The organism is Methylobacterium fujisawaense (assembly GCF_014138435.1).
In the GTDB taxonomy this organism is placed as follows: domain Bacteria; phylum Pseudomonadota; class Alphaproteobacteria; order Rhizobiales; family Beijerinckiaceae; genus Methylobacterium; species Methylobacterium fujisawaense.
On record NZ_JACJIM010000003.1, the window covers coordinates 484,079 to 503,607 of the forward strand.

Consider the following 19,529-nt stretch of genomic DNA (forward strand, 5'->3'; position numbering starts at 1 on the left):
GGCCTGGGATGGGTTGCGTGAACCCGCACCTATAGCGCGTGAGGCGTAACGGAGTCCCTCACGCGCTCGAAATCCGGTGGAGGATTGCGGGGAGAGGCTCAGCCCTTCGCGGCCAGCGCCGCCTTCACCAGACCGCTCGCCTTGCCGAAATCCATCCGGCCCGCGAAGGTCCCCTTCAGGGCGCCGATCACCTTGCCCATGTCCTTGGGCCCGGCCGCGCCGGTCTCGACGATCGCCGCCTCGACGGCCGCCTTCATCTCGGCCTCGTCCATCTGCTTCGGCAGGAAGCTCTCGATGATGGCGATCTCGGCGCGCTCGTTGGCGGCGAGTTCCGGGCGGCCGCCCTGCTCGTAGACCGACGCCGATTCGGTGCGCTGCTTGATCATCTTCTGGAGCAGCGACAGGATCTCCTCGTCGGAGGCCGGCTCCTTGCCGAGACCCCGCGCCTCGATATCCTTGTCCTTGAGGGCGGCCTGGATCATGCGGACGGTGGCGAGCCTTTCCTTGTCGCCGGCCTTCATGGCCTCCTTCATCTCGGTGGTGAAGCGCGCGCGCAGCATCTCGGTGAACCTTCCAACGGTCGAAGCGGGGGACTGGCCTGCGGTTTGCGGGTGTTGAGCCCTGCGGGCGCCGGGACCACATTGACCCCATCGCGGGCCGCTCGCTAAGAGCGCCGCACACGATCATGCTGCAAGCCGAGAGCGCCGCAACCCGGTGCCCGCCTTCGGCCGGACATAAGCGAGACTCAGCCCATGCTGCAAGACGCCGCCGCGCATGCCCCCGAGACTCGGGCGCCCGAGCCCTGGGCCGAGCCCGTCGCGACAGCTCTGCTGGTGCTCGCTGACGGCACCATCCTGGAGGGCTTCGGCATCGGTCAGACCGGCGTGGCCGACGGCGAGGTCTGCTTCAACACCGCGATGACCGGCTACCAGGAGATCCTGACGGATCCCTCCTATGCCGGCCAGATCGTCACCTTCACCTTCCCGCATATCGGCAATGTCGGCACCAACGACGAGGATCTGGAGAGCCTGGAGGCGGCGCCGGCCTCGGGCGTGCGCGGCACGGTGATCGCCTCGGCGGTGACGAAGCCGTCGAACTGGCGCTCGTCGTCGCATCTCGACGGCTGGCTCAAGGCCCGTGGCATCGTCGGCATCACCGGCGTCGACACCCGGGCGCTCACCGCCCGCATCCGCGACCAGGGCATGCCGAACGCGGTGATCGCCAACGATCCCGAGGGCAAGTTCGACCACGAGGCCCTGAAGGCCCGGGCGGCGGCCCTCGCCCCCATGGAAGGGCTCGACCTCGTGCCGCCGGTGACCAGCCGCGCACCGTCTGAATGGTCGGAGACCGTGTGGGCGCTCGGCAACGGCTACGGCAAGCGCGCGCCCGGCGAGGGCCTCAAGGTCGTGGCCATCGATTACGGCGTGAAGCGCAACATCCTGCGCCTCCTCGCCCAGGCCGGTTGCGATGTCACCGTGGTTCCGGCCACCACCGCGGCGGAGGAAATCCTGGCGCTGAAGCCGGACGGCGTGTTCCTGTCGAACGGCCCCGGCGATCCGGCGGCGACCGGCGCCTATGCGGTCCCGGTGATTCGCAAGCTCCTGGACGCGAAGGTGCCGACCTTCGGCATCTGTCTCGGCCACCAGCTCATGGGCCTCGCCCTCGGCGGCCGAACCGTGAAGATGGGCCAGGGCCACCACGGCGCGAACCATCCGGTGAAGGACAAGACCACCGGCAAGGTCGAGATCGTCTCGATGAACCACGGCTTCGCGGTCGATCCGAACAGCCTGCCGGAGACGGCCGTGGAAACCCACGTGTCGCTGTTCGACGGCTCGAATTGCGGCCTGACGCTCACCGACCGCCCGGCCTTCTCGGTGCAGCACCACCCGGAAGCCTCCCCGGGCCCGCGCGACAGCCACTACCTGTTCGAGCGTTTCGTGACGCTGATGCGCTCCGGCACGCCGGAGACCGCCAAGGGCGCCTGAGACCGGATCCGAGCCCGCGTTGCTCCCGCGGCCCGATCCCAATCGGGCCGCGGCGGGGCCATAAAATCCGCCAGATCGGGCAGCTTAAGAGAGCCCACGACGGCCCCTGAACGGCGGCGCATCCGCGCCCCGCGCATTCGGCCCGTCGCAGGGGATTGCCGGATGACCATCGACGAGGCGCGCGACGATTTCTCCCGCCTGCATCGCAGTTTCACGTTCCACCTTGGCGTCGCCGTGGGTCTGTCCTGGCTGACCGCCGTCTATGCCGCCTTCTACGCCCCCTGGGTGCGCAACATCCGAGCCCTCATCGATCCGACGGGCGGGCTCGACCGCGTCGAGAGCACGGTGTCCTACCTGTTCGCCTTGCCGGCGGTCCTCGCCCTCGCCTGGGTTTCTCTCTACTTCGGCCGCGAGGCGCTGCGCCGCGCGCAGACGCTCTCGAACGTCGCCGTCGAGTTCGCGGCCGCCGCCGTGGTGGCCTTCGGGGTTTTCTATCTCTCGATCGACCGGGCCGTCGCGGCGCTTCACGCCGGCCTCTGAGTCGGGACGGGGCGGCCTGGCGCCACCCCGTTTGCCTACTCGACCTTCGCAAACAGCGGTTCGAAGCGCTTGGCGGCCAGCTTGTTCTGCGGGACCGCCTTGGCCGCCTCCAGATTGTCGGGCTTGTCGCCGACCTGGACCAGGCCGACCATGCCCATGATGTAGTGCGGCGAGCACTTGATGCCGTAGAGGCCGGGCTTGTCGAAGGTCACGGTCTCCTCCTTGCCGACCACCGTCTTGAACGGCGCTGCCCCCTCGGGTGCCATGCCCTTGATCAGCTCGGCATTGTGCCCCTTGTCGGCCGGCACGAACCGCACCGTGTCACCGGGCTGGATTTTCACGTAGGCCGGGTCGAAGACCATCATCCCGCCCGGACCGCTGTTCAGGGTCTTGATGGCGACTTCCGAAGCGTTCGCGCCCAGGATCGATCCGATCAGAAGCATTGCGGAAATAGGGGCTGGCCAGAGCATCTTCGGTCTCGACTCGTTGTGGTATCGATCGACGGATCGGCCGATCGATCGAGGCCTACAAATCGCTCCGGAACCCAGCAAGAAATCTTCCCGCGCGGGCGTTCATTTATAAGAGCTCCAATTCGGCCGACCGGCGTCGCATCCATGCGTCGAACGCACCGTGAGGATGCGCGGTTGTCCCGGCCTTCCAATGCGCCCGTGGCCCGTGTAAACGCGGGGCTCAACGACAATCCCGCCACGCGCGTCCGGGAGCAGGGCTGAAGTCAGCCCTGCCCGATCGGGCGCGCTTGGCCCGACAAGGCCGCAGATGCCCAAACGCACCGACATCTCCTCGATCCTGATCATCGGTGCGGGTCCGATCATCATCGGACAGGCCTGCGAGTTCGATTACTCCGGCACCCAGGCCTGCAAGGCGCTGCGCGAAGAGGGCTACCGGATCGTCCTGGTGAACTCGAACCCCGCGACCATCATGACCGATCCGGACATGGCGGACGCGACCTATGTCGAGCCGATCACCCCCGAGATCGTCGCCAAGATCATCGAGAAGGAGCGCCCCGACGCGATCCTCCCGACGATGGGCGGCCAGACGGCGCTGAACTGCGCCCTGTCGCTCCAGAAGATGGGCGTGCTGGCGAAGTACGGCGTGCAGATGATCGGCGCCACCGCGGAGGCGATCGACAAGGCCGAGGACAGGAGCCTGTTCCGCGACGCCATGACCAAGATCGGGCTCGACACCCCGAAATCGGCGCTGGCCAACGCCTCAACGGCCAAGAAGGCCGACCGGCAGGCCTACCTCGCCGAGATCGCCCGCATCGAAGCCGCCAACGCGGAGCCGGAGGCGCGGCAGAAGGCGCTGGCCGCCTTCGAGAAGAGCTGGGCCGCGGGCGAGACCGACCGGCGCAAGCGCTACGGCGAGCATGCGATCGGGCAGGCGCTGATGGCGCTGGCCGAGGTCGGACTGCCGGCGATCATCCGCCCGTCCTTCACCATGGGCGGCACCGGCGGCGGCATCGCCTACAACCGCGAGGAGTTCCTCGACATTGTCGAGCGCGGCATCGACGCGTCTCCGACCAACGAGGTGCTCATCGAGGAGAGCGTGCTCGGCTGGAAGGAGTACGAGATGGAGGTCGTTCGGGATAAGAACGACAACTGCATCATCGTCTGCTCCATCGAGAACATCGACCCGATGGGCGTCCATACCGGCGATTCGATCACCGTCGCCCCGGCGCTGACGCTCACCGACAAGGAATACCAAGTGATGCGCGACGCATCGCTGGCGGTGCTCCGCGAGATCGGTGTCGAGACCGGCGGCTCCAACGTGCAGTTCGCGATCAACCCCGAGAACGGGCGCATGATCGTGATCGAGATGAACCCGCGGGTGTCGCGCTCCTCGGCGCTGGCCTCGAAGGCCACCGGCTTCCCGATCGCCAAGGTCGCCGCCAAGCTCGCGGTCGGCTACACGCTCGACGAGATCGCCAACGACATCACCGGCGGCGCGACCCCGGCCTCGTTCGAGCCGACGATCGACTACGTCGTCACCAAGATCCCGCGCTTCGCCTTCGAGAAGTTCCCGGGCGCCGAGCCGACGCTGACCACCGCCATGAAGTCGGTGGGCGAGGCCATGGCGATCGGCCGCTGCTTCGCCGAATCGCTCCAGAAGGCCCTGCGCTCCCTGGAGACGGGGCTGACCGGCCTCGACGACATCGAGATCGAGGGCCTCGGCAAGGGCGACGACCACAACGCCATCAAGGCGGCGATCGGCACGCCGACCCCGGACCGGCTGCTCAAGGTCGCGCAGGCCCTGCGGCTGGGTGTCAGCCACGAGCAGGTCTATGCCTCGTGCAAGATCGATCCGTGGTTCCTGGAGCAGCTGCAGGCGATCATCGACCTGGAGAACCGGGTGAAGGCGCATGGCCTGCCGAAGACCCCCGGCGCCTTCCGCCAGCTCAAGGCCGCCGGTTTCTCGGATGCGCGCCTCGCCGTCCTCGCCAAGACCGACGAGGCCGCGGTCAGCGCGGCGCGGCGTGCGCTGTCCGTGCGCCCGGTCTACAAGCGCATCGACACCTGCGCGGCCGAGTTCAAGTCGCCCACCGCCTACATGTACTCCACCTACGTGGCGCCCTTCGCGGGCGCGGTAGTGGACGAGGCGCAACCCTCGGACCGCAAGAAGGTCGTGATCCTCGGCGGCGGCCCGAACCGGATCGGCCAAGGCATCGAGTTCGACTATTGCTGCTGCCACGCCTGCTACGCGCTGTCGGAGGTGGGCTACGAGACCATCATGGTCAACTGCAACCCGGAGACGGTCTCCACCGACTACGACACGTCGGACCGGCTCTATTTCGAGCCGCTCACCGCCGAGGACGTGCTGGAGATCATCGAGACCGAGAAGCAGGCCGGCACGTTGCACGGCGTCATCGTGCAGTTCGGCGGCCAGACCCCGCTGAAGCTCGCCCGGGCCCTTGAGGCCGCCGGGGTGCCGATCCTCGGCACCTCGCCCGACGCCATCGACCTCGCGGAGGACCGCGACCAGTTCAAGCGGCTGCTGGACAAGCTCGGGATGAAGCAGCCGAAGAACGGCATCGCCTATTCGGTGGAGCAGAGCCGGCTCGTGGCGGCCGATCTCGGCCTGCCCTTCGTGGTGCGCCCGAGCTACGTGCTGGGCGGCCGCGCCATGGCGATCATCCGCGACGAGACGCAGTTCGCCGACTACCTCCTCGATACCCTGCCGAGCCTGATCCCCTCCGAGGTCAAGGCCCGGTACCCGAACGACAAGACCGGCCAGATCAACACGGTGCTGGGCAAGAACCCGCTCCTGTTCGACCGCTACCTGTCGGATGCGGTCGAGGTCGATGTCGACGCGGTCTGCGACGGCAAGGACGTGTTCATCGCCGGCATCATGGAGCACATCGAGGAGGCCGGCATCCATTCCGGCGACTCGGCCTGCTCCCTGCCGCCGCGCTCTCTCTCGCCCGAGATCATGGACGAGCTGGAGCGGCAGACCAAGGCGATGGCGCTGGCGCTCAACGTCGTCGGCCTGATGAACGTGCAGTACGCCATCAAGGACGGCGTCATCTACGTGCTGGAGGTGAATCCGCGCGCCTCGCGCACCGTACCGTTCGTCGCCAAGGTCATCGGCGAGCCGATCGCCAAGATCGCGGCCCGGCTCATGGCGGGCGAGGCGCTGTCCACCTTCGGCCTGAAGCCGAAGACCCTGCCGCACATCGCCGTCAAGGAAGCGGTCTTCCCGTTCGCCCGCTTCCCCGGCGTCGACGTGCTCCTCGGTCCGGAGATGCGCTCCACCGGCGAGGTGATCGGGCTCGATACCAGCTTCGGCGTGGCCTTCGCCAAGAGCCAGCTCGGTTCGGGCACGCAGGTCCCGAAGGCGGGCGCCGTGTTCGTCTCGGTGCGGGATGCCGACAAGGCCCGCATCCTGCCGACCATGAAGCTCCTGTCCGATCTCGGCTTCACCATCCTGGCCACGGGCGGCACGCAGCGCTATCTGGTCGAGAACGGCGTTCCGGCCGAGCGGATCAACAAGGTCCTCGAAGGCCGGCCGCACGTGGTCGACGCGATCAAGAACGGCGGCATCCACCTCGTGCTGAACACCACCGAGGGGGCCGGCGCCCTCTCGGACTCGCGCTCGCTCCGGCGTGCGGCCCTCTTGCATAAGGTGCCGTATTACACCACTCTAGCCGGCGCGATGGCCGCGGCCGAGGGGATCAAGGCCTATCTAGAAGGCGATCTCAAGGTCCGCGCGTTGCAGGAATACTTCGCGGCCTGAACCTGAGGGTTCCGCTGACTTTATCTCGTGGCCCGGAGAGAGTGCTCCACTCTCGGCCGGGCCTCTTCATTGTGGCGCGAGACGATGACGATAGACAAGGTTCCGATCACGGTGCGCGGCTTCGCAGCCCTCGAAGAGGAGCTGAAGCACCGGCAGCAGGTGGAGCGTCAGCGCATCATCCAGGCGATCGCCGAGGCCCGTGCCCTGGGCGACCTGTCGGAAAATGCCGAATATCACGCCGCCAAGGAGGCGCAGTCCCATAACGAGGGACGCGTGATGGAGCTGGAGAGCATGATCGCGCGGGCCGAGATCATCGACGTCACCAAGCTCTCGGGCAACAAGATCAAGTTCGGCGCCACCGTGAAGCTCGTCGACGAGGACACGGAAGAGGAGAAGACCTACCAGATCGTCGGCGAGCCGGAAGCCGACGTGCGCTCCGGGCGCGTGTCGATCACGTCTCCGATCGCCCGCGCCCTGATCGGCAAGGGCGTCGGCGACACCGTCGAAGTCACCACCCCCGGTGGCGGCAAGTCCTACGAGGTCGTCGCCGTCCAGTACGGCGGCTGAGGCATGCGCCCGCGTTCCTGGGGCTGGCTTGCCGGCCTGATTCTCGGTGTCGTCGCGGGATCCGCGGCGGCAGGCGATTTTCCCGCCACCGCCGTCTTCTCCGACATCCGGGTCGATGTGCGGCCGCTCGTGGACAAGGGCGCAGGCCTGCAGGCCGAGGCGCTAGCTTCCGATCTCACATCGGCCCTGCGGAAGAATTTCGCCGGTCGCATCGGCGGCCGCGGGCCGCGCCTCGTCGTGGTCGTCACCAGTCTGTCGCTGCGCCCCTATGTCGGCAGTGGCGACCGGCCCGGCTTCGGCAGCAATTTCCAGACCGACTACATGGAGGGCGAAGCCCTGCTGGTCGGGCCCAAGGGCCAAGTGCTGGGACGCTATCCGCAGATGACCGCGACGCCGTCCAGCTACGGGGGCGCGTGGTACGATCCGCAATTCGAGCAACGCCGGCTGGCCGCGATCGCCGACATTTATGCCCAGTGGCTCGCCCGCGACCTGCCGCGGGATTAGAGAAGGGCCGTCCGCCCCGGCCCGCGGCGTAGGGCGTTTCCGGTGAGGAGCATGGCAAGCATCGACGTGACGGAGTCGCAGACCGCGCCGCTCAGCCGCTTGGACTCGCGGCCCGGGCGCCTGCCTGAACTCGCCCGCGCTCGCGCCTGGATCGTCACCGACGGCAAGGCCGGCGACGAGAACCAGTGCGTCGGCATCGCCGAGACCCTGGGGCTCGCCTTCGAGACCCGTAAGGTGCCCGCCTCCGGACCGTTTGGGTGGATGGCACCGTGGGGGCCGATCGACCCCCGCGAGGGCCCGCGCCGGCGCGCCGGCGCCCTGTCGGGCCCCTACCCCGACATCCTGATCGCGTCCGGGCGCCGGTCCGTGCCCTACTTGCGGGCGGTGCGCCGCGCTACGGGCGGCCGGACCTTCACGGCCTTCCTGAAGGATCCGCGGATGGGCGCGGACAGCGCCGACTTCATCTGGGTGCCGGATTACGACGACCTGCGCGGCCCGAACGTCTTCACGACCCTCACGGCTCCGCATCTCGTCACGGCCGCGCGACTGGCCGCCGCCCGGGCCCACCCGGATCCGCGCCTCGCGCGCCTCGACGGCCCGCGGGTGGCGGTCCTGGTCGGCGGCGACAGCCGGCATCTGAGCTACCGCAAGACCGACATGGTCCGTCTCGTGGAGGATCTGCGCGGGCTGGCGGCGCAGGGCTGCCGGCTCATGGTGACGATATCCCGCCGGACGCCCAACCCGCTCCGCGAAGCCGTGAAGGCCCTTGCGGCAGAGACCGGCGGCTTCCTCTGGGACGGGTCCGGCGACAATCCCTACGTCGCCATGCTGGCGCTCGCCGAGGCGATCGTGGTCACCTCCGACTCGGCCAACATGGTCAGCGAAGCGGTGGCGACCGGCGCGCCGGTCCTGCTGTTCGACCTGCCGCGCACCTATATTCGGCATCGGCGGATGTTCGCCGGGCTTGCCATCGCCGGAGCGCTGCGGCCGTTCACCGGTCAGTTGGCGGAGCTGACGTACAAGCCGATCGACGCGACGCCGGTGATCGCTCAGGCGCTCGCCGACGTGTATGCCGCACGACGCGCGGCCGGACCGGCCTGAGGAGGCCGAAACAGATGGCCCACACGTACGCCAAACGCGTGATCGTCGGCTCCGGGCACGCCGCCGGCACGGTGGGCTTCTGTGCCGCCCGGCCCGACATGAAGCCCATCCCCGCGCTGCCCATTCAGCCGGCCACGGCGATCGGCGACGGGTCTTTGCCCATGTGCCACGGTGGCTCCCGGAGCGAGACGCCCGGCACCGCCGGGACCGAGATCCCGAACGTGCTCGCGACGATTTCCGAACCGCTGGCGTCCCGGATGTGTGTGGATCCTAACACCTGCCCGGCGAACGACGACCGTCCGCGGCCCGTGCTTGAAGCTGCGGCGTAGAGCACATTCAAGACATCTCCGCTCCCTCGCTACGTCCAGGCTCGCCATGACCACTCACAAGACGAAGGTCCTCATCATCGGGGCCGGACCGGCCGGCTACACCGCGGGCATCTACGCCGCCCGGGCCAACATGAAGCCCATCCTCGTGACGGGCATCCAGCCCGGCGGCCAGCTGACGATCACCGCGGACGTGGAGAATTATCCGGGCTTCGCGACCGCCGTTCAGGGGCCCGACCTGATGGAGCAGATGCGCCTGCAGGCCGAGCACGTCGGTACCCGGATCCTCTCCGACACCATCGTGTCGGTCGACTTGTCTCAGCGCCCCTTCGTGGCCCAGGGGGATGGCGGCGACACCTACGTCGCCGATACCCTGATCGCCGCCACGGGCGCCCAGGCCCGCTGGCTCGGCCTGCCCTCCGAGATCGAGTTCAACGGGGCAGGCGTGTCTGCCTGCGCGACGTGTGACGGCTTCTTCTATCGCGGCAAGGAGGTCGTCGTGATCGGCGGCGGCAACACCGCCGTCGAGGAAGCCCTGTACCTCGCCAACCTGGCCTCGAAGGTCACCGTCATCCACAGGCGCGACCGCTTCAGGGCGGAGCCGATCCTGCAGGATCGGCTGTTCGCCCATCCGAAGATCGCGGTCATCTGGAACCATGTGGTCGAGGAGGTCCTCGGCCGAAGGGAGCCGGTGAAGGCCGTCACCGGCGTGCGGTTGCGCGACACCGGCAGCGGCGCCACGCGGGACGTGCCTGCAGACGGCCTTTTCGTCGCCATCGGTCACGACCCGGCGACGAAGCTCTTCGCTGGCCAACTCGAACTGCTGGAGGGCGGCTACATCAAGATCGTGCCGGGCACGACGCGGACCAGCGTCGAGGGCGTCTACGCCGCCGGCGATTGCGCCGAGTTCGTCTACCGGCAGGCGGTGGTCGCCGCCGGCATGGGCTGCATGGCGGCACTCGAGGCGGAGAAATTCCTCGCCGAGCACTCCCCGGACCCGAAGGTCAGGACCGAGGAGTTGCAGGAGCCGGAGATGATCGGCGCCTACGACTAGGCGAGCGGACGCGCGCCCTGCATCCAGCGCCGCACTGACGTGGCGGCGCCGGGCTTCGACGCGCTGGAGGTCACGACCCTGGCGCGCGCATGGCCCGGCGGCCCTATCCTCTGGCTCAGGCCCCAGGGTACTAGCCCGTCCTTTCTTGCTTGGAGCGGCCTCAAAACGCTCCTCGGCTCCGCGCAAGCCGACCTTTACGGCTCGGTGCGTTCCCGGAACGGCGTGCTTCGCCTCCACGACACCGACAGGTCCCCGAGGACCGAACTTGGGCGGAGGCGGTCAGCCCGCTTCGGCCGTCGGGTGTGGGTAAGCGGACGTTCTGCGGGCGTCGGAAGAAGGTCTCGAAGCGATCCGAGGCCGCTCGCCCAGATCGCCAACCTGGAGATCCGCAATGCGGACGCGGTGCTCGAGACCGACATCCGCGTGCCGGGTGAAGTCCCCGACGGCAAGCCTCCGCCGGACATCCACGCGCCGATCGTCCCCGAACGCACCGCGATCGAGGCGAAACGTTCGCCAGCTATTGCATAGCTAGCGCCCGCGCTGGGGCAGAGAACGCGACAGCCGATCCCTTCAAAAATGATACTAAACATCTAAATTGATCACGGTCGCGGCGCACTGAGGATCCGGGGATGCCGAGAGTTTCGCAGGAGCAGGCCAAACTCAACCGCCAGCGTGTGGTCGAGGTCGCAGCGACGCTGTTTCGTGAGCGGGGGCTCCATGGCGTCGGCGTCGCCGATATCATGGGTGCCGCGGGGCTCACCCATGGCGGCTTCTATGGCCAATTCGCCAACAAGGACGCGCTGGCGGCTGAAGCCTTCGAGACCGCGCTGACCGACAATGGGCGGGGACAGTTGGACAGCCTCGTGTCCAACTATCTGTCGATCGCCCATGTGCGCGCCCCCGGGATGGGCTGTCCCGTCGCCGCGCTCGCCAACGACGTCGCACGGGAAGCCCCGGACAGCCCGGTCCGATCCCGCTTCACGCGAGGCGTGCGCGGGATGGTGGACCTGATGGCGGCCCTCGTGCCCAAGACGCCGAAACAGAAGAGGCGGCAGCGTGCGCTGTCCTCGCTCGCGACGCTGGTCGGTGCCGTAGTCCTGGCCCGCGCGGTCGACGATGAAGCGCTGGCCGAGGAGATACTCGGAGCGGCTCGCGCCTCGCTGGGTGCCGAAGCGCCCGAACGCGATACGCCGGCGGGACCCTCCAACAGCGGATAGGGGCACGCCTCCGCGGCGACAGGGCACGCTTTCCCCTTGCCATTATAAATTATGATCATAATTTATATGGGGAGCGGTTGCGATGCAGGCCGCGTCGGTAGGAGACCACCGTGCAGCAGAGCGAAACCAGGATCGCGGTCGTGACAGGGGCCGCTTCGGGTATCGGCCTCGAGACAGCGAGAGCTTTGAAGGCCGCGGGCTACCGGGTGTTCGGCACCAGTCGAACGGTGGACCGTGTCGTGGAAGGCGGCATCACGATGCTGCCCTGCGACATCACCTCGGACGCTTCGGTCGCGGGTGCTGTCGAGGCGATCTTCGCCCGGACGGGGCGGATCGATGTGCTGGTCAACAACGCCGGCTTCGGCATCAGCGGCGGCGCGGAGGAATCCACCACCGCGCAGGCTCAGGCCCTGTTCGACGTCAATCTGTTCGGCGCCATCCGCATGACCCGCGCGGTCCTGCCCCTGATGCGGGCAAGCGGTGGCGGTCGCATCGTCAACATCAGCTCGGCCTTCGGGCTCGTCCCGGCCCCGTACATGGCGCTCTACGCCGCGAGCAAGCATGCGCTCGAAGGCTATTCCGAATCCCTCGACCACGAGGTCAGGACCCAGGGCATCCGGGTCGTCCTCGTCGAGCCCGCCTATACCCGCACGGCCTTCGACCGGAACCTCGTCACGCCGGATGCGCCGCTCGCCGTCTACGACGCCGCGCGCGCCGGCCAGGAGCGGCTGATGCGCGACGTCATGGTGGTTGCCGACGCGCCGGGGATCGTGGCCGAGAGGGTCGTGACGGCGGCGACCGTGGCGGTACCGAAGAGCCGGTACACCGCCGGCAAGATGGCCCGGCGGGTCAGCCTGCTGCGTCGTTTCGTGCCCGCTAGCGCCTTCGATAAAAGCTTCCGCAAGCAGATGCGGCTCCCGCAATGACAGGGAGAGCACCTCCGCTCGGACGGCAGCGCGCGGTGCCGCCGGACAGAGCGGGCGAGACGGCGTTCTTCGCCGCCGGCATGGGCTGACGGGCGGCGTTGGAGACCGAGACTTCTCTCGCCAGCCGCACGATCGGCGAGAGCCCGGTTCAGGCCGGCGCAGCGGAATGCCGGCGGCACCGGCCGCGGCGCTTCGCCCGCAGCGCCCACCATTTCAACAACTTCCCGCCTTCACCGCTTGCGTCGCATCATGCGCTGTGTGCATAGGAGTGCTGACTGCGCCGGGATGCACCGATTGCATGCCCGCGCGGTGCCGCGAGCGGTCATCCGCCCTCGGCGCCGCGCAGTTCGCCCGGTGATCTGCCCGCCGCCTCGTGCCCATCCTGACCCGGGCGCGACCCGCGGGCGCGCGCTGGTAGGGGTTCTTGCCTTGGACTGGGATAAGATCCGGATCTTCCTCAACGTCGCGGAGGCGGGGAGCTTCACCAAGGCGGGTGACGATATCGGGCTCAGCCAATCGGCGGTGAGCCGCCAGATCAGCGCCCTGGAGCGCGAGCTGAAGGCGCCTCTGTTCCACCGCCATGCCCGCGGCCTGCTGCTGACCGAACAGGGCGATCTCCTGTTCCGCGCCGCCCGGGACATGAAGCTGCGCCTGGAGAATACCCGCGCCCGGCTCGTGGAGACCTCCGAGCGCCCGACCGGCGATCTCAAGGTCACCACCACGGTGGGCCTCGGCACCTCCTGGCTGTCGCAGCGCGTGGGCGAGTTTCTCGACCTCTACCCGGATGTGCGCATCGAGCTGATCCTCACCAACGAGGAACTCGATCTCGCCATGCGCGAAGCCGATGTGGCGATCCGCATGCGGCGGCCGGCCCAGCCGGACCTGATCCAGCGCCGGCTGTTCACCGTGCACTACCATGCCTTCGCGAGCCCGGATTACGTCAAGCGCTTCGGCGAGCCCAAGACCATCGAAGAACTCGACGATCACCGCCTCGTCTCGTTCGGCGGAAACGAGCCGTCGTACCTGCTCGCGGCCCACTGGCTGGCGGATGCCGGCCGCGATGGCCGGGACCGGCGTCAGGTCCACCTGACCGTGAACAACATCGGCGCCCTCCAGCGCGCGATGGAGGCGGGAGCCGGGATCGGGATTCTGCCCGACTACGCGGTGGATGGCGGCCAGCAGCTCGTGCAGGTGCTGCGCGAGACCGAGATGCCGAGCCTCGAGAGCTACCTCGTCTATGCCGAGGAGATGCGCTCGGTCGCCCGGGTCCAGGCGTTCCGCGACTTCCTGGTCTCCAAGGCGCAGCGCTGGACCTACTGAGCATTCGATGCTTGAGTCGCGTCTTCTCACGGAGACGATTCGATGCGCGCTGCCCTCTACGCTCTGATCCTCGTCGCGGGTTCGACCAACGCGATGGCGGATGACTGCGCGGAAGCTTGGTACCAGCGCAACCTGATCTACAAGCAGGCCGGCTATTGTTTCAGCACGCCGCGGGCGATTCGGACCTTTGGCAATACCGATTGCCGGTACGACGCCATGGATCGCATACCGCTCTCGCGCCAGGAACAGGCGACCGTGGCGGAGCTGCAGGCCTTCGAGCGCGCCCATGGCTGCCCGCGCTAGCGTGCGCGCCGCCGCAGTGGACGCCGATCCCGCGTACAGACGCGTGACGACAAGGAACTGAAGCCCCGCCCGGTGGGGCGAGGCTCGGGCGGGTTTGCCTAGGCGGGTGTCGCCGAGCAGCCCCTCACACGAACAGGCGTTCGCCTTCGAGGCCCTTGTAGAGGCCGGCGACCTGCTCGCCGTAGCCGTTGTAGATCAGCGTCGGCACCCGCTGGTCGGTCCCGAGAACCCGCTCCGTGGCCTGGCTCCAGCGCGGATGCGGCACGGCCGGGTTCACGTTGGCCCAGAAGCCGTACTCGGAGGCCTGCAGCCCCTCCCAGAAGGTCTTCGGCCGATCGGCGGTGAAGGAGATCTTCACCAGCGACTTGGCCGACTTGAACCCGTATTTCCACGGCACCGCGACGCGGATCGGCGCCCCGAACTGGTTGGGCAGCGGCTTGCCGTAGACCCCCGTCACCATGAAGGCGAGGTCGTTGCCGGCCTCGGCCAATGTCAGGCCCTCCGTGTAGGGCCAGGGGTAGAAGAAGGCCCGCTGGCCCGGGGCCATCGCCTTGTCCATGAAGGTCTCGAAGCGGATGTACTTCGCGCCCGAGGCGGGCTTGGCGAGCGCCACGAGCTTCGCCAGCGGGAAGCCTGTCCAGGGCACCGCCATGGACCACGCCTCGACGCAGCGGTGGCGGTAGAGCCGCTCCTCCAGACCCACCTTCCGGATCAGGTCATCGACGCCGATCTCGAACGGCTTCTCCACGAGGCCGTCGACCTTCAGGGTCCAGGGTTGCGTCTTGAGGGCGTTGGCTGCCGGTAGCACCGTCTTCGACGTGCCGAACTCGTAGAAATTGTTGTAGTCGGCGCTGAAGCGCTCGGGCGTCAGGGGCCGGTCGAGGGTGTAGGCCGGGTTCTGGGGCGCCGGATAGAGCGACGGGTCGCCTGCGGCCGCCAGGGCCTGACGGGGGCCGAGGAGCGAGCCGGCCGCGAGCCCGGCCGCACCGCCGATCAGGGCCCGCCGGTTGATGAAGACGGCCTCCGGCGTCGCCAGATGCTCCGGAATCTCCCAACCGCGCTTGCGCTTGATCAACATGGCCGTCTCCTCGGATGTCCTGCGCGCACAACCCACAGATCGGCCGCGACCGACAGGGGCGCAAGCGCCGCAGCCTCACCTTTCGGCGACCCGCATCCCGGCGTTACGCCGCAGGTGAGCGGCACCTGGACGCAGGCGGGCGCCCGACGATCGGCCGAGCTCAGGCCGGCGGGGTCTCGTCGCGGAGCATCCGCCGCAGCACCTTGCCGACATTGGTCTTGGGCAGCGTCTCGTGGAACACGACGCGGCGGGGTACCTTGTAGCCGGTGAGCTGGGTGCGCGCATACGCCCGCAGGGCCTCGGGGGACACCGACGGATCCTTCAGGACCACGTGGGCCACCACCATCTCGCCGGTTTCCTCGCTCGGTGCGCCGACCACCGCGCATTCGAGCACGGCGGGGTGGGCCGCCAGGACGTCCTCGACCTCGTTGGGATAGACGTTGAAGCCGGAGACCAGGATCATGTCCTTCATCCGGTCGACGATCCGGATCTGGCCGTCCGCCTGCAGGATCGCCACGTCGCCCGTCCGGAAGAACCCGTCCGCCGTCATCGCCCGGGCCGTCTCCTCCGGTCGGTTCCAGTAGCCGCGCATCACCTGCGGGCCGCGCACGCAGATCTCGCCGGGCTGCCCGATCGGGACCGGTTCGCCGGCGACGTCGCGGATCGAGACCTCGGTGGAGGGCAGCGGGTAGCCGATCGTGCCGGAGAAATCCCGCATGCCGTGCGGATTGACGCACACGACCGGGGAGGTCTCGGACAGGCCGTAGCCCTCGATGATCGTGTTGCCGGTCAGCGCCTTCCAGCGCTCGGCGACCGCCCGCTGCACGGCGGTCCCGCCGCCGACCACGAAGTCGAGGTTGGCGAAATCCACCGTGCCGATCTTCGGGTGGTTGATCAGCACGTTGAACAGGGTGTTCACGCCCATCAGGTGGGTGAAGCGGGTGCGGCTCAGCGTCTTGACCATGCCGTCGCAGTCGCGCGGATTGGGGATCAGGAGGCAGGATCCGCCGCTGCGCATGAACTGGAAGAAGCACGCGGTGAGCGCGAAGATGTGGTAGAGTGGCAGGGCCGTGACCACGCAGCGCGGGACGCTCGGATCCTTCGAGTTGAACCAGAGCTGCGACTGCTCGACATTCGCCATGATGTTGCGGTGGCTCAGCATCGCCGCCTTGGCGATGCCCGTGGTGCCGCCGGTATATTGCAGGAAGGCGAGGTCCTCCGGTTCGACCCGGACCGTCGCCCGCGGCATCGACCGGCCCCGGCGCAGGACGGTGGCGAAGGGGATCGCGAGGCCCTCCGGAAGGCGGAACGGCGGCACGGCCTTGCGCACATGCCGGCTGGCGAGCGTGATCACGTGGCCCTTGAGCCCGAGCCCGTCGCCCGGGCCCACGAGGACGACCCGCTCCAGGGCGACGTCCGGCAGGGCTGCCGCGACCGTGGCGCCGAAATTCTCCAGGACGATCAGGATCCGCGCACCGGAATCGTTGATCTGCTGCGCACATTCCCGGGGTGTGTAGAGAGGGTTGGTGTTGACCACCGTCCCGCCCGCCAGGAGAACGCCGAAGATCGCGACCGCATAGGCCGGGACGTTCGGCAGCATGATCGCAACGCGGTCGCCCTTTGCCAGGCCCTGTCCGCGCAGCCAGGCCGCGAGGTCGCGCGCCTGCTGGCCGAGGGTCGCGTAGGTCATGGTCGAGCCGAAGCACAGCATCGCCGGCCGGTCGGCGAAGGCGGCCATGCTGGATTCGAACAGGCCGACCAGGGTCCCGAGGGCCGCGACGTCGATCTCCGCCGGAACCCGGGACGGGTAGGAGGCCAGCCAGGGGCGGTCGGAGGACCCGCCGCTTGGCGTGGCCGGCGACGCGCCGGCCGTAGCGGCTTGAGCGCCGTGCTCGATCACGTTCGCCTCGTGCATCGCGATGCCTCCCGCGGGCCCGACTCTCGGTGGCCGGGTCTCGCTACGCCTGTCGCGCAGACTCTGCGGGAACGGAGGCCGGCCCGCAAGGCAGCGGGCTCAGACGCCCCGACGATGCCGGCGCAATGTCGCCAGAGCGGTGTGGGGCAGAGCAGCGGCGATCAGCAGGCCCGCGGCGAGCGCGGCCTCCTCCGGTCGCATCGCCCGGCGCGGCCAGGGGCCGACGCCTAGGTCGCCAGCGAGGCCGATCAGGATCGCGCCGAACCACAGGGCCAGGAAGGCGAGCGCTCCGAATCCGATCCGACGCAGGCGCGGCCGCAGGGGGCGGTTGGCCGCGACCGCGAACAGCCCGAGGACGCCGCCGAACAGCAGGGCACCCACAGCGGCGCCGAGTCCGAAAGCCAACCACAGGGGCTGATGCGTGAGGAACGCCATGCCGCCGGTGGCGAAGGCACCGCGCAGGATGAGGCCGCCGAAGGTGGGATAGAGCCCGGCGGCGAGAAGGGCGGCCGCCCCCGCGAGGCCGAACAGGACCCGGCGCGGGACGGAGGCGGGACCCGGCTCCGCCGCCGCGCGCGCGAGATGCCCCAGCCCGTAGACCAGCGCGAAGGCGAAGAGCGGGTAGCGGCCGATGAAGTAGCCGAAGATCCAGGGCTCGAGGGCCTCCGGCACGGAACCACGCTGGCTCAGGCCGGTGACGGCGACGAGCGCCAGGGCGGCCAGCATGGCGAGAATCGGCCCGACGGCTGCCAGGAGGAGGCCGCCGACGCGGCCTCCGGACGTCCCGTCACCCGGATCGGCCCGATCGCGCGCGGCGTTGGCGTGTGCGGCCATGCTGAGATTGCCCGGACCGGCGCGCGGCGTCTGGACCGCCGCGGCCGCCTTAGCGGGCCTCGTAATGGTCGCGAATCAGCCGGTCGAGGAGGCGCACGCCCCAGCCCGCGCCCCAGCTGCGGTTGATCTCGCTGGCGTTTGACGACATCGCCACGCCCGCGATGTCGAGATGCGCCCACGGCACGTCCTCGACATAGCGCTTGATGAACGAGGCCGCGGTGGCGGCGCCGCCGTGACGGCCGCCGGTGTTCTTCATGTCGGCGAACTTCGAATCGATCGCCTTGTCGTAGGCCGGGATCAGCGGCATCCGCCAGACCTTCTCGCCGGTCGCCTCGCCGGCGGCGTGGATGTTGCCCGCCAGCGTGTCGTCGTTCGAGAACATGCCGGCGATGTCCTGGCCCAGCGCCACGATGATCGCGCCCGTCAGCGTCGCGAGATCGACCAGCGCCTTCGGCTTGGTGCTGCGAATGACGTGGGTGATCACGTCGGCCAGCACCAACCGGCCCTCGGCGTCGGTGTTGATCACCTCGATGGTCTGGCCGGACATGGAGGTCAGGATGTCGGAGGGGCGGTAGGAGCCGCCATCCGGCATGTTCTCCACGATGCCGATGGCGCCGACCACGTTGCAGCGCGCCTTGCGCGCGGCGAGGGCATGCAGGGCACCGACCACGGCGGCCGCGCCGCCCATGTCGCCCTTCATGTCCTCCATGCCGCCGCCGGGCTTGATCGAGACGCCGCCGGAATCGAACACGACGCCCTTGCCGATGAGGGCCACGGGCGGCTCTGCCGCGGGGCCGCCGTTCCAGCGCATGATCACGATCCGCGGCTCGCGGGCCGAGCCCTGCGCCACCGCGAGCAGCGCGCCCATGCCGAGCTCCCGCATCCGGGCCGGCTCCAGCACCTCGATCTCGACGCCGAGCTTGGCGAGTTCCGAGGCGCGGCGGGCGAATTCCGCCGGGAAGAGCACGTTCGGCGGCTCGTTCACGAGGTCGCGCGCCAGGATCACGCCGTCGGACAGGCTCCGGGCGCCCTCACCCTCGCGGGCGGCCGCGCCGTGATCGGCGAGCAGCAGGGTCAGCGCGGTGACGGACTTGTCGTCGGCGTCGGGCTTCTTCTTGGTCTTGTAGCGGTCGAACGCGTAGGTCCGCAGGCGCGCGCCGAGGGCGAACTCGCCGGCCTGCGTCGCCGTGACCGTCGTGCCGGGCCAGTCGAGCACGACCCGGGCGGTCCGCCCCGCCACCTTGCCGGCGGTGAAGCCGCCGAGCGCGGGCCAGTCGGTCTTGGCCCGGTCCTTCTCGGAGCCGAGGCCCACGACCACGAGGCGGTCGGCGCCGACGCCCGAAGGGGCCGGCAGCGTCAGGGCGCTGAGCGCGCGGCCCTTGAACTTCTCGGAGGCCGCGGCGCGGGCCACGAGATCCGCCCCGGAGGCGCCGAGCGCTTCCCGGGCCGCCGATCCGAGCGACAGGTCGTCGCCGACGAAGACCACGAGATCGCCGGATCCGCCGGGGCCCTGGCCGCTCTGCTCCAGGGGACCGAAACCGATCTCGATACCGTCCGCCATACCCGTCGCCCTGCCCGTTATCCCGGAGCCGTACTACGTACCCGCGC

General features: G+C 69.0%; 19 protein-coding genes. 13 read left to right on the top strand and 6 right to left on the bottom strand.

The features are described from left to right. Window positions 1-98: 98 nt before the first annotated feature. A complete protein-coding gene (locus tag GGQ91_RS11430; protein WP_043356034.1) occupies window positions 99-560 on the bottom strand; it encodes a GatB/YqeY domain-containing protein in 462 nt (153 codons plus the stop codon). 192 nt (window positions 561-752) lie between these two features. Between GGQ91_RS11430 and carA the strand changes: the two genes are divergently transcribed. Together carA and GGQ91_RS11440 are read left to right on the top strand one after the other, a co-directional pair. After that, on the top strand, window positions 753-1,985 hold the full coding sequence (gene carA, locus GGQ91_RS11435; protein ID WP_182591976.1) for a glutamine-hydrolyzing carbamoyl-phosphate synthase small subunit: 1,233 nt from the start codon (window positions 753-755) through the stop codon (window positions 1,983-1,985). A gap of 162 nt (window positions 1,986-2,147) precedes the next feature. Next, window positions 2,148-2,525 carry a hypothetical protein gene (locus GGQ91_RS11440; protein ID WP_043356030.1) on the top strand — a complete coding sequence of 126 codons (378 nt, stop codon included), beginning with the start codon at window positions 2,148-2,150 and terminating at the stop codon, window positions 2,523-2,525. Window positions 2,526-2,560: 35 nt separating this feature from the next. Here GGQ91_RS11440 and GGQ91_RS11445 read toward each other — a convergent pair whose 3' ends face one another. Further along, window positions 2,561-2,995 carry a pseudoazurin gene (locus GGQ91_RS11445; RefSeq protein ID WP_043356028.1) on the bottom strand — a complete coding sequence of 145 codons (435 nt, stop codon included), beginning with the start codon at window positions 2,993-2,995 and terminating at the stop codon, window positions 2,561-2,563. Between the two features lie 307 nt (window positions 2,996-3,302). Between GGQ91_RS11445 and carB the strand changes: the two genes are divergently transcribed. The 11 genes from carB (at window position 3,303) to GGQ91_RS11495 (ending at window position 14,094) form a co-directional block, all read left to right on the top strand. Continuing rightward, window positions 3,303-6,776 (top strand): carbamoyl-phosphate synthase large subunit, encoded by a 3,474-nt coding sequence (carB, locus tag GGQ91_RS11450; protein ID WP_182591977.1) that lies wholly within the window; start codon window positions 3,303-3,305, stop codon window positions 6,774-6,776. Between the two features lie 90 nt (window positions 6,777-6,866). Then, window positions 6,867-7,343 carry a transcription elongation factor GreA gene (greA, locus tag GGQ91_RS11455; protein WP_170861838.1) on the top strand — a complete coding sequence of 159 codons (477 nt, stop codon included), beginning with the start codon at window positions 6,867-6,869 and terminating at the stop codon, window positions 7,341-7,343. 3 nt (window positions 7,344-7,346) lie between these two features. Next, window positions 7,347-7,847 (top strand): hypothetical protein, encoded by a 501-nt coding sequence (locus GGQ91_RS11460; RefSeq protein WP_043356024.1) that lies wholly within the window; start codon window positions 7,347-7,349, stop codon window positions 7,845-7,847. A gap of 51 nt (window positions 7,848-7,898) precedes the next feature. After that, on the top strand, window positions 7,899-8,948 hold the full coding sequence (locus GGQ91_RS11465; RefSeq protein WP_053610010.1) for a mitochondrial fission ELM1 family protein: 1,050 nt from the start codon (window positions 7,899-7,901) through the stop codon (window positions 8,946-8,948). Window positions 8,949-8,962: 14 nt separating this feature from the next. Next, window positions 8,963-9,277 (top strand): hypothetical protein, encoded by a 315-nt coding sequence (locus tag GGQ91_RS11470; protein ID WP_182591978.1) that lies wholly within the window; start codon window positions 8,963-8,965, stop codon window positions 9,275-9,277. Between the two features lie 46 nt (window positions 9,278-9,323). Continuing rightward, window positions 9,324-10,328: a thioredoxin-disulfide reductase gene (gene trxB, locus GGQ91_RS11475; RefSeq protein ID WP_182591979.1), complete on the top strand. Its 1,005-nt coding sequence runs from the start codon at window positions 9,324-9,326 to the stop codon at window positions 10,326-10,328. Window positions 10,329-10,730: 402 nt separating this feature from the next. Then, the gene (locus GGQ91_RS28395; RefSeq protein WP_281375055.1) at window positions 10,731-10,856 is read left to right on the top strand and encodes a hypothetical protein; all 126 of its coding nucleotides are present in this window, start codon (window positions 10,731-10,733) and stop codon (window positions 10,854-10,856) included. A gap of 101 nt (window positions 10,857-10,957) precedes the next feature. After that, window positions 10,958-11,545 (top strand): TetR/AcrR family transcriptional regulator, encoded by a 588-nt coding sequence (locus GGQ91_RS11480; protein ID WP_053610013.1) that lies wholly within the window; start codon window positions 10,958-10,960, stop codon window positions 11,543-11,545. A 110-nt stretch (window positions 11,546-11,655) separates the two neighbouring features. Further along, window positions 11,656-12,471: an oxidoreductase gene (locus tag GGQ91_RS11485; RefSeq protein WP_182591980.1), complete on the top strand. Its 816-nt coding sequence runs from the start codon at window positions 11,656-11,658 to the stop codon at window positions 12,469-12,471. Window positions 12,472-12,900: 429 nt separating this feature from the next. Next, window positions 12,901-13,791, top strand: coding sequence for a LysR family transcriptional regulator (locus GGQ91_RS11490; protein ID WP_043356004.1), 891 nt, complete (start codon window positions 12,901-12,903; stop codon window positions 13,789-13,791). A gap of 42 nt (window positions 13,792-13,833) precedes the next feature. Next, window positions 13,834-14,094, top strand: a complete 261-nt coding sequence (locus GGQ91_RS11495; RefSeq protein WP_043356002.1) for a YARHG domain-containing protein — start codon at window positions 13,834-13,836, stop codon at window positions 14,092-14,094. Between the two features lie 124 nt (window positions 14,095-14,218). Here GGQ91_RS11495 and msrP read toward each other — a convergent pair whose 3' ends face one another. The 4 genes from msrP to GGQ91_RS11515 form a co-directional block, all read right to left on the bottom strand. Then, window positions 14,219-15,172, bottom strand: a complete 954-nt coding sequence (gene msrP / locus GGQ91_RS11500) for a protein-methionine-sulfoxide reductase catalytic subunit MsrP (RefSeq protein WP_182591981.1) — start codon at window positions 15,170-15,172, stop codon at window positions 14,219-14,221. A 160-nt stretch (window positions 15,173-15,332) separates the two neighbouring features. Beyond that, entirely contained in the window at window positions 15,333-17,087 is a 1,755-nt protein-coding gene (locus tag GGQ91_RS11505) for an AMP-binding protein (RefSeq protein WP_182591982.1), read from the bottom strand. A 99-nt stretch (window positions 17,088-17,186) separates the two neighbouring features. Next, a complete protein-coding gene (locus tag GGQ91_RS11510) occupies window positions 17,187-17,921 on the bottom strand; it encodes a hypothetical protein (RefSeq protein WP_043383238.1) in 735 nt (244 codons plus the stop codon). Window positions 17,922-17,970: 49 nt separating this feature from the next. After that, window positions 17,971-19,482, bottom strand: a complete 1,512-nt coding sequence (locus tag GGQ91_RS11515) for a leucyl aminopeptidase (protein WP_043755661.1) — start codon at window positions 19,480-19,482, stop codon at window positions 17,971-17,973. Between the last annotated feature and the right edge of the window lie 47 nt (window positions 19,483-19,529).

Excerpts from the sequence above, each read along its gene's own strand:
- GGQ91_RS11430 (WP_043356034.1), bottom strand. The coding sequence starts at position 560 with ATGCTGCGCGCGCGCTTCACCACCGAGATGAAGGAGGCCATGAAGGCC.
- carA (WP_182591976.1), top strand. The coding sequence starts at position 753 with ATGCTGCAAGACGCCGCCGCGCATGCCCCCGAGACTCGGGCGCCCGAG.
- GGQ91_RS11440 (WP_043356030.1), top strand. The coding sequence starts at position 2,148 with ATGACCATCGACGAGGCGCGCGACGATTTCTCCCGCCTGCATCGCAGT.
- GGQ91_RS11445 (WP_043356028.1), bottom strand. The coding sequence starts at position 2,995 with ATGCTCTGGCCAGCCCCTATTTCCGCAATGCTTCTGATCGGATCGATC.
- carB (WP_182591977.1), top strand. The coding sequence starts at position 3,303 with ATGCCCAAACGCACCGACATCTCCTCGATCCTGATCATCGGTGCGGGT.
- GGQ91_RS11460 (WP_043356024.1), top strand. The coding sequence starts at position 7,347 with ATGCGCCCGCGTTCCTGGGGCTGGCTTGCCGGCCTGATTCTCGGTGTC.
- GGQ91_RS11465 (WP_053610010.1), top strand. The coding sequence starts at position 7,899 with ATGGCAAGCATCGACGTGACGGAGTCGCAGACCGCGCCGCTCAGCCGC.
- GGQ91_RS11470 (WP_182591978.1), top strand. The coding sequence starts at position 8,963 with ATGGCCCACACGTACGCCAAACGCGTGATCGTCGGCTCCGGGCACGCC.
- trxB (WP_182591979.1), top strand. The coding sequence starts at position 9,324 with ATGACCACTCACAAGACGAAGGTCCTCATCATCGGGGCCGGACCGGCC.
- GGQ91_RS11480 (WP_053610013.1), top strand. The coding sequence starts at position 10,958 with ATGCCGAGAGTTTCGCAGGAGCAGGCCAAACTCAACCGCCAGCGTGTG.
- GGQ91_RS11495 (WP_043356002.1), top strand. The coding sequence starts at position 13,834 with ATGCGCGCTGCCCTCTACGCTCTGATCCTCGTCGCGGGTTCGACCAAC.
- msrP (WP_182591981.1), bottom strand. The coding sequence starts at position 15,172 with ATGTTGATCAAGCGCAAGCGCGGTTGGGAGATTCCGGAGCATCTGGCG.
- GGQ91_RS11505 (WP_182591982.1), bottom strand. The coding sequence starts at position 17,087 with ATGCACGAGGCGAACGTGATCGAGCACGGCGCTCAAGCCGCTACGGCC.
- GGQ91_RS11510 (WP_043383238.1), bottom strand. The coding sequence starts at position 17,921 with ATGGCCGCACACGCCAACGCCGCGCGCGATCGGGCCGATCCGGGTGAC.
- GGQ91_RS11515 (WP_043755661.1), bottom strand. The coding sequence starts at position 19,482 with ATGGCGGACGGTATCGAGATCGGTTTCGGTCCCCTGGAGCAGAGCGGC.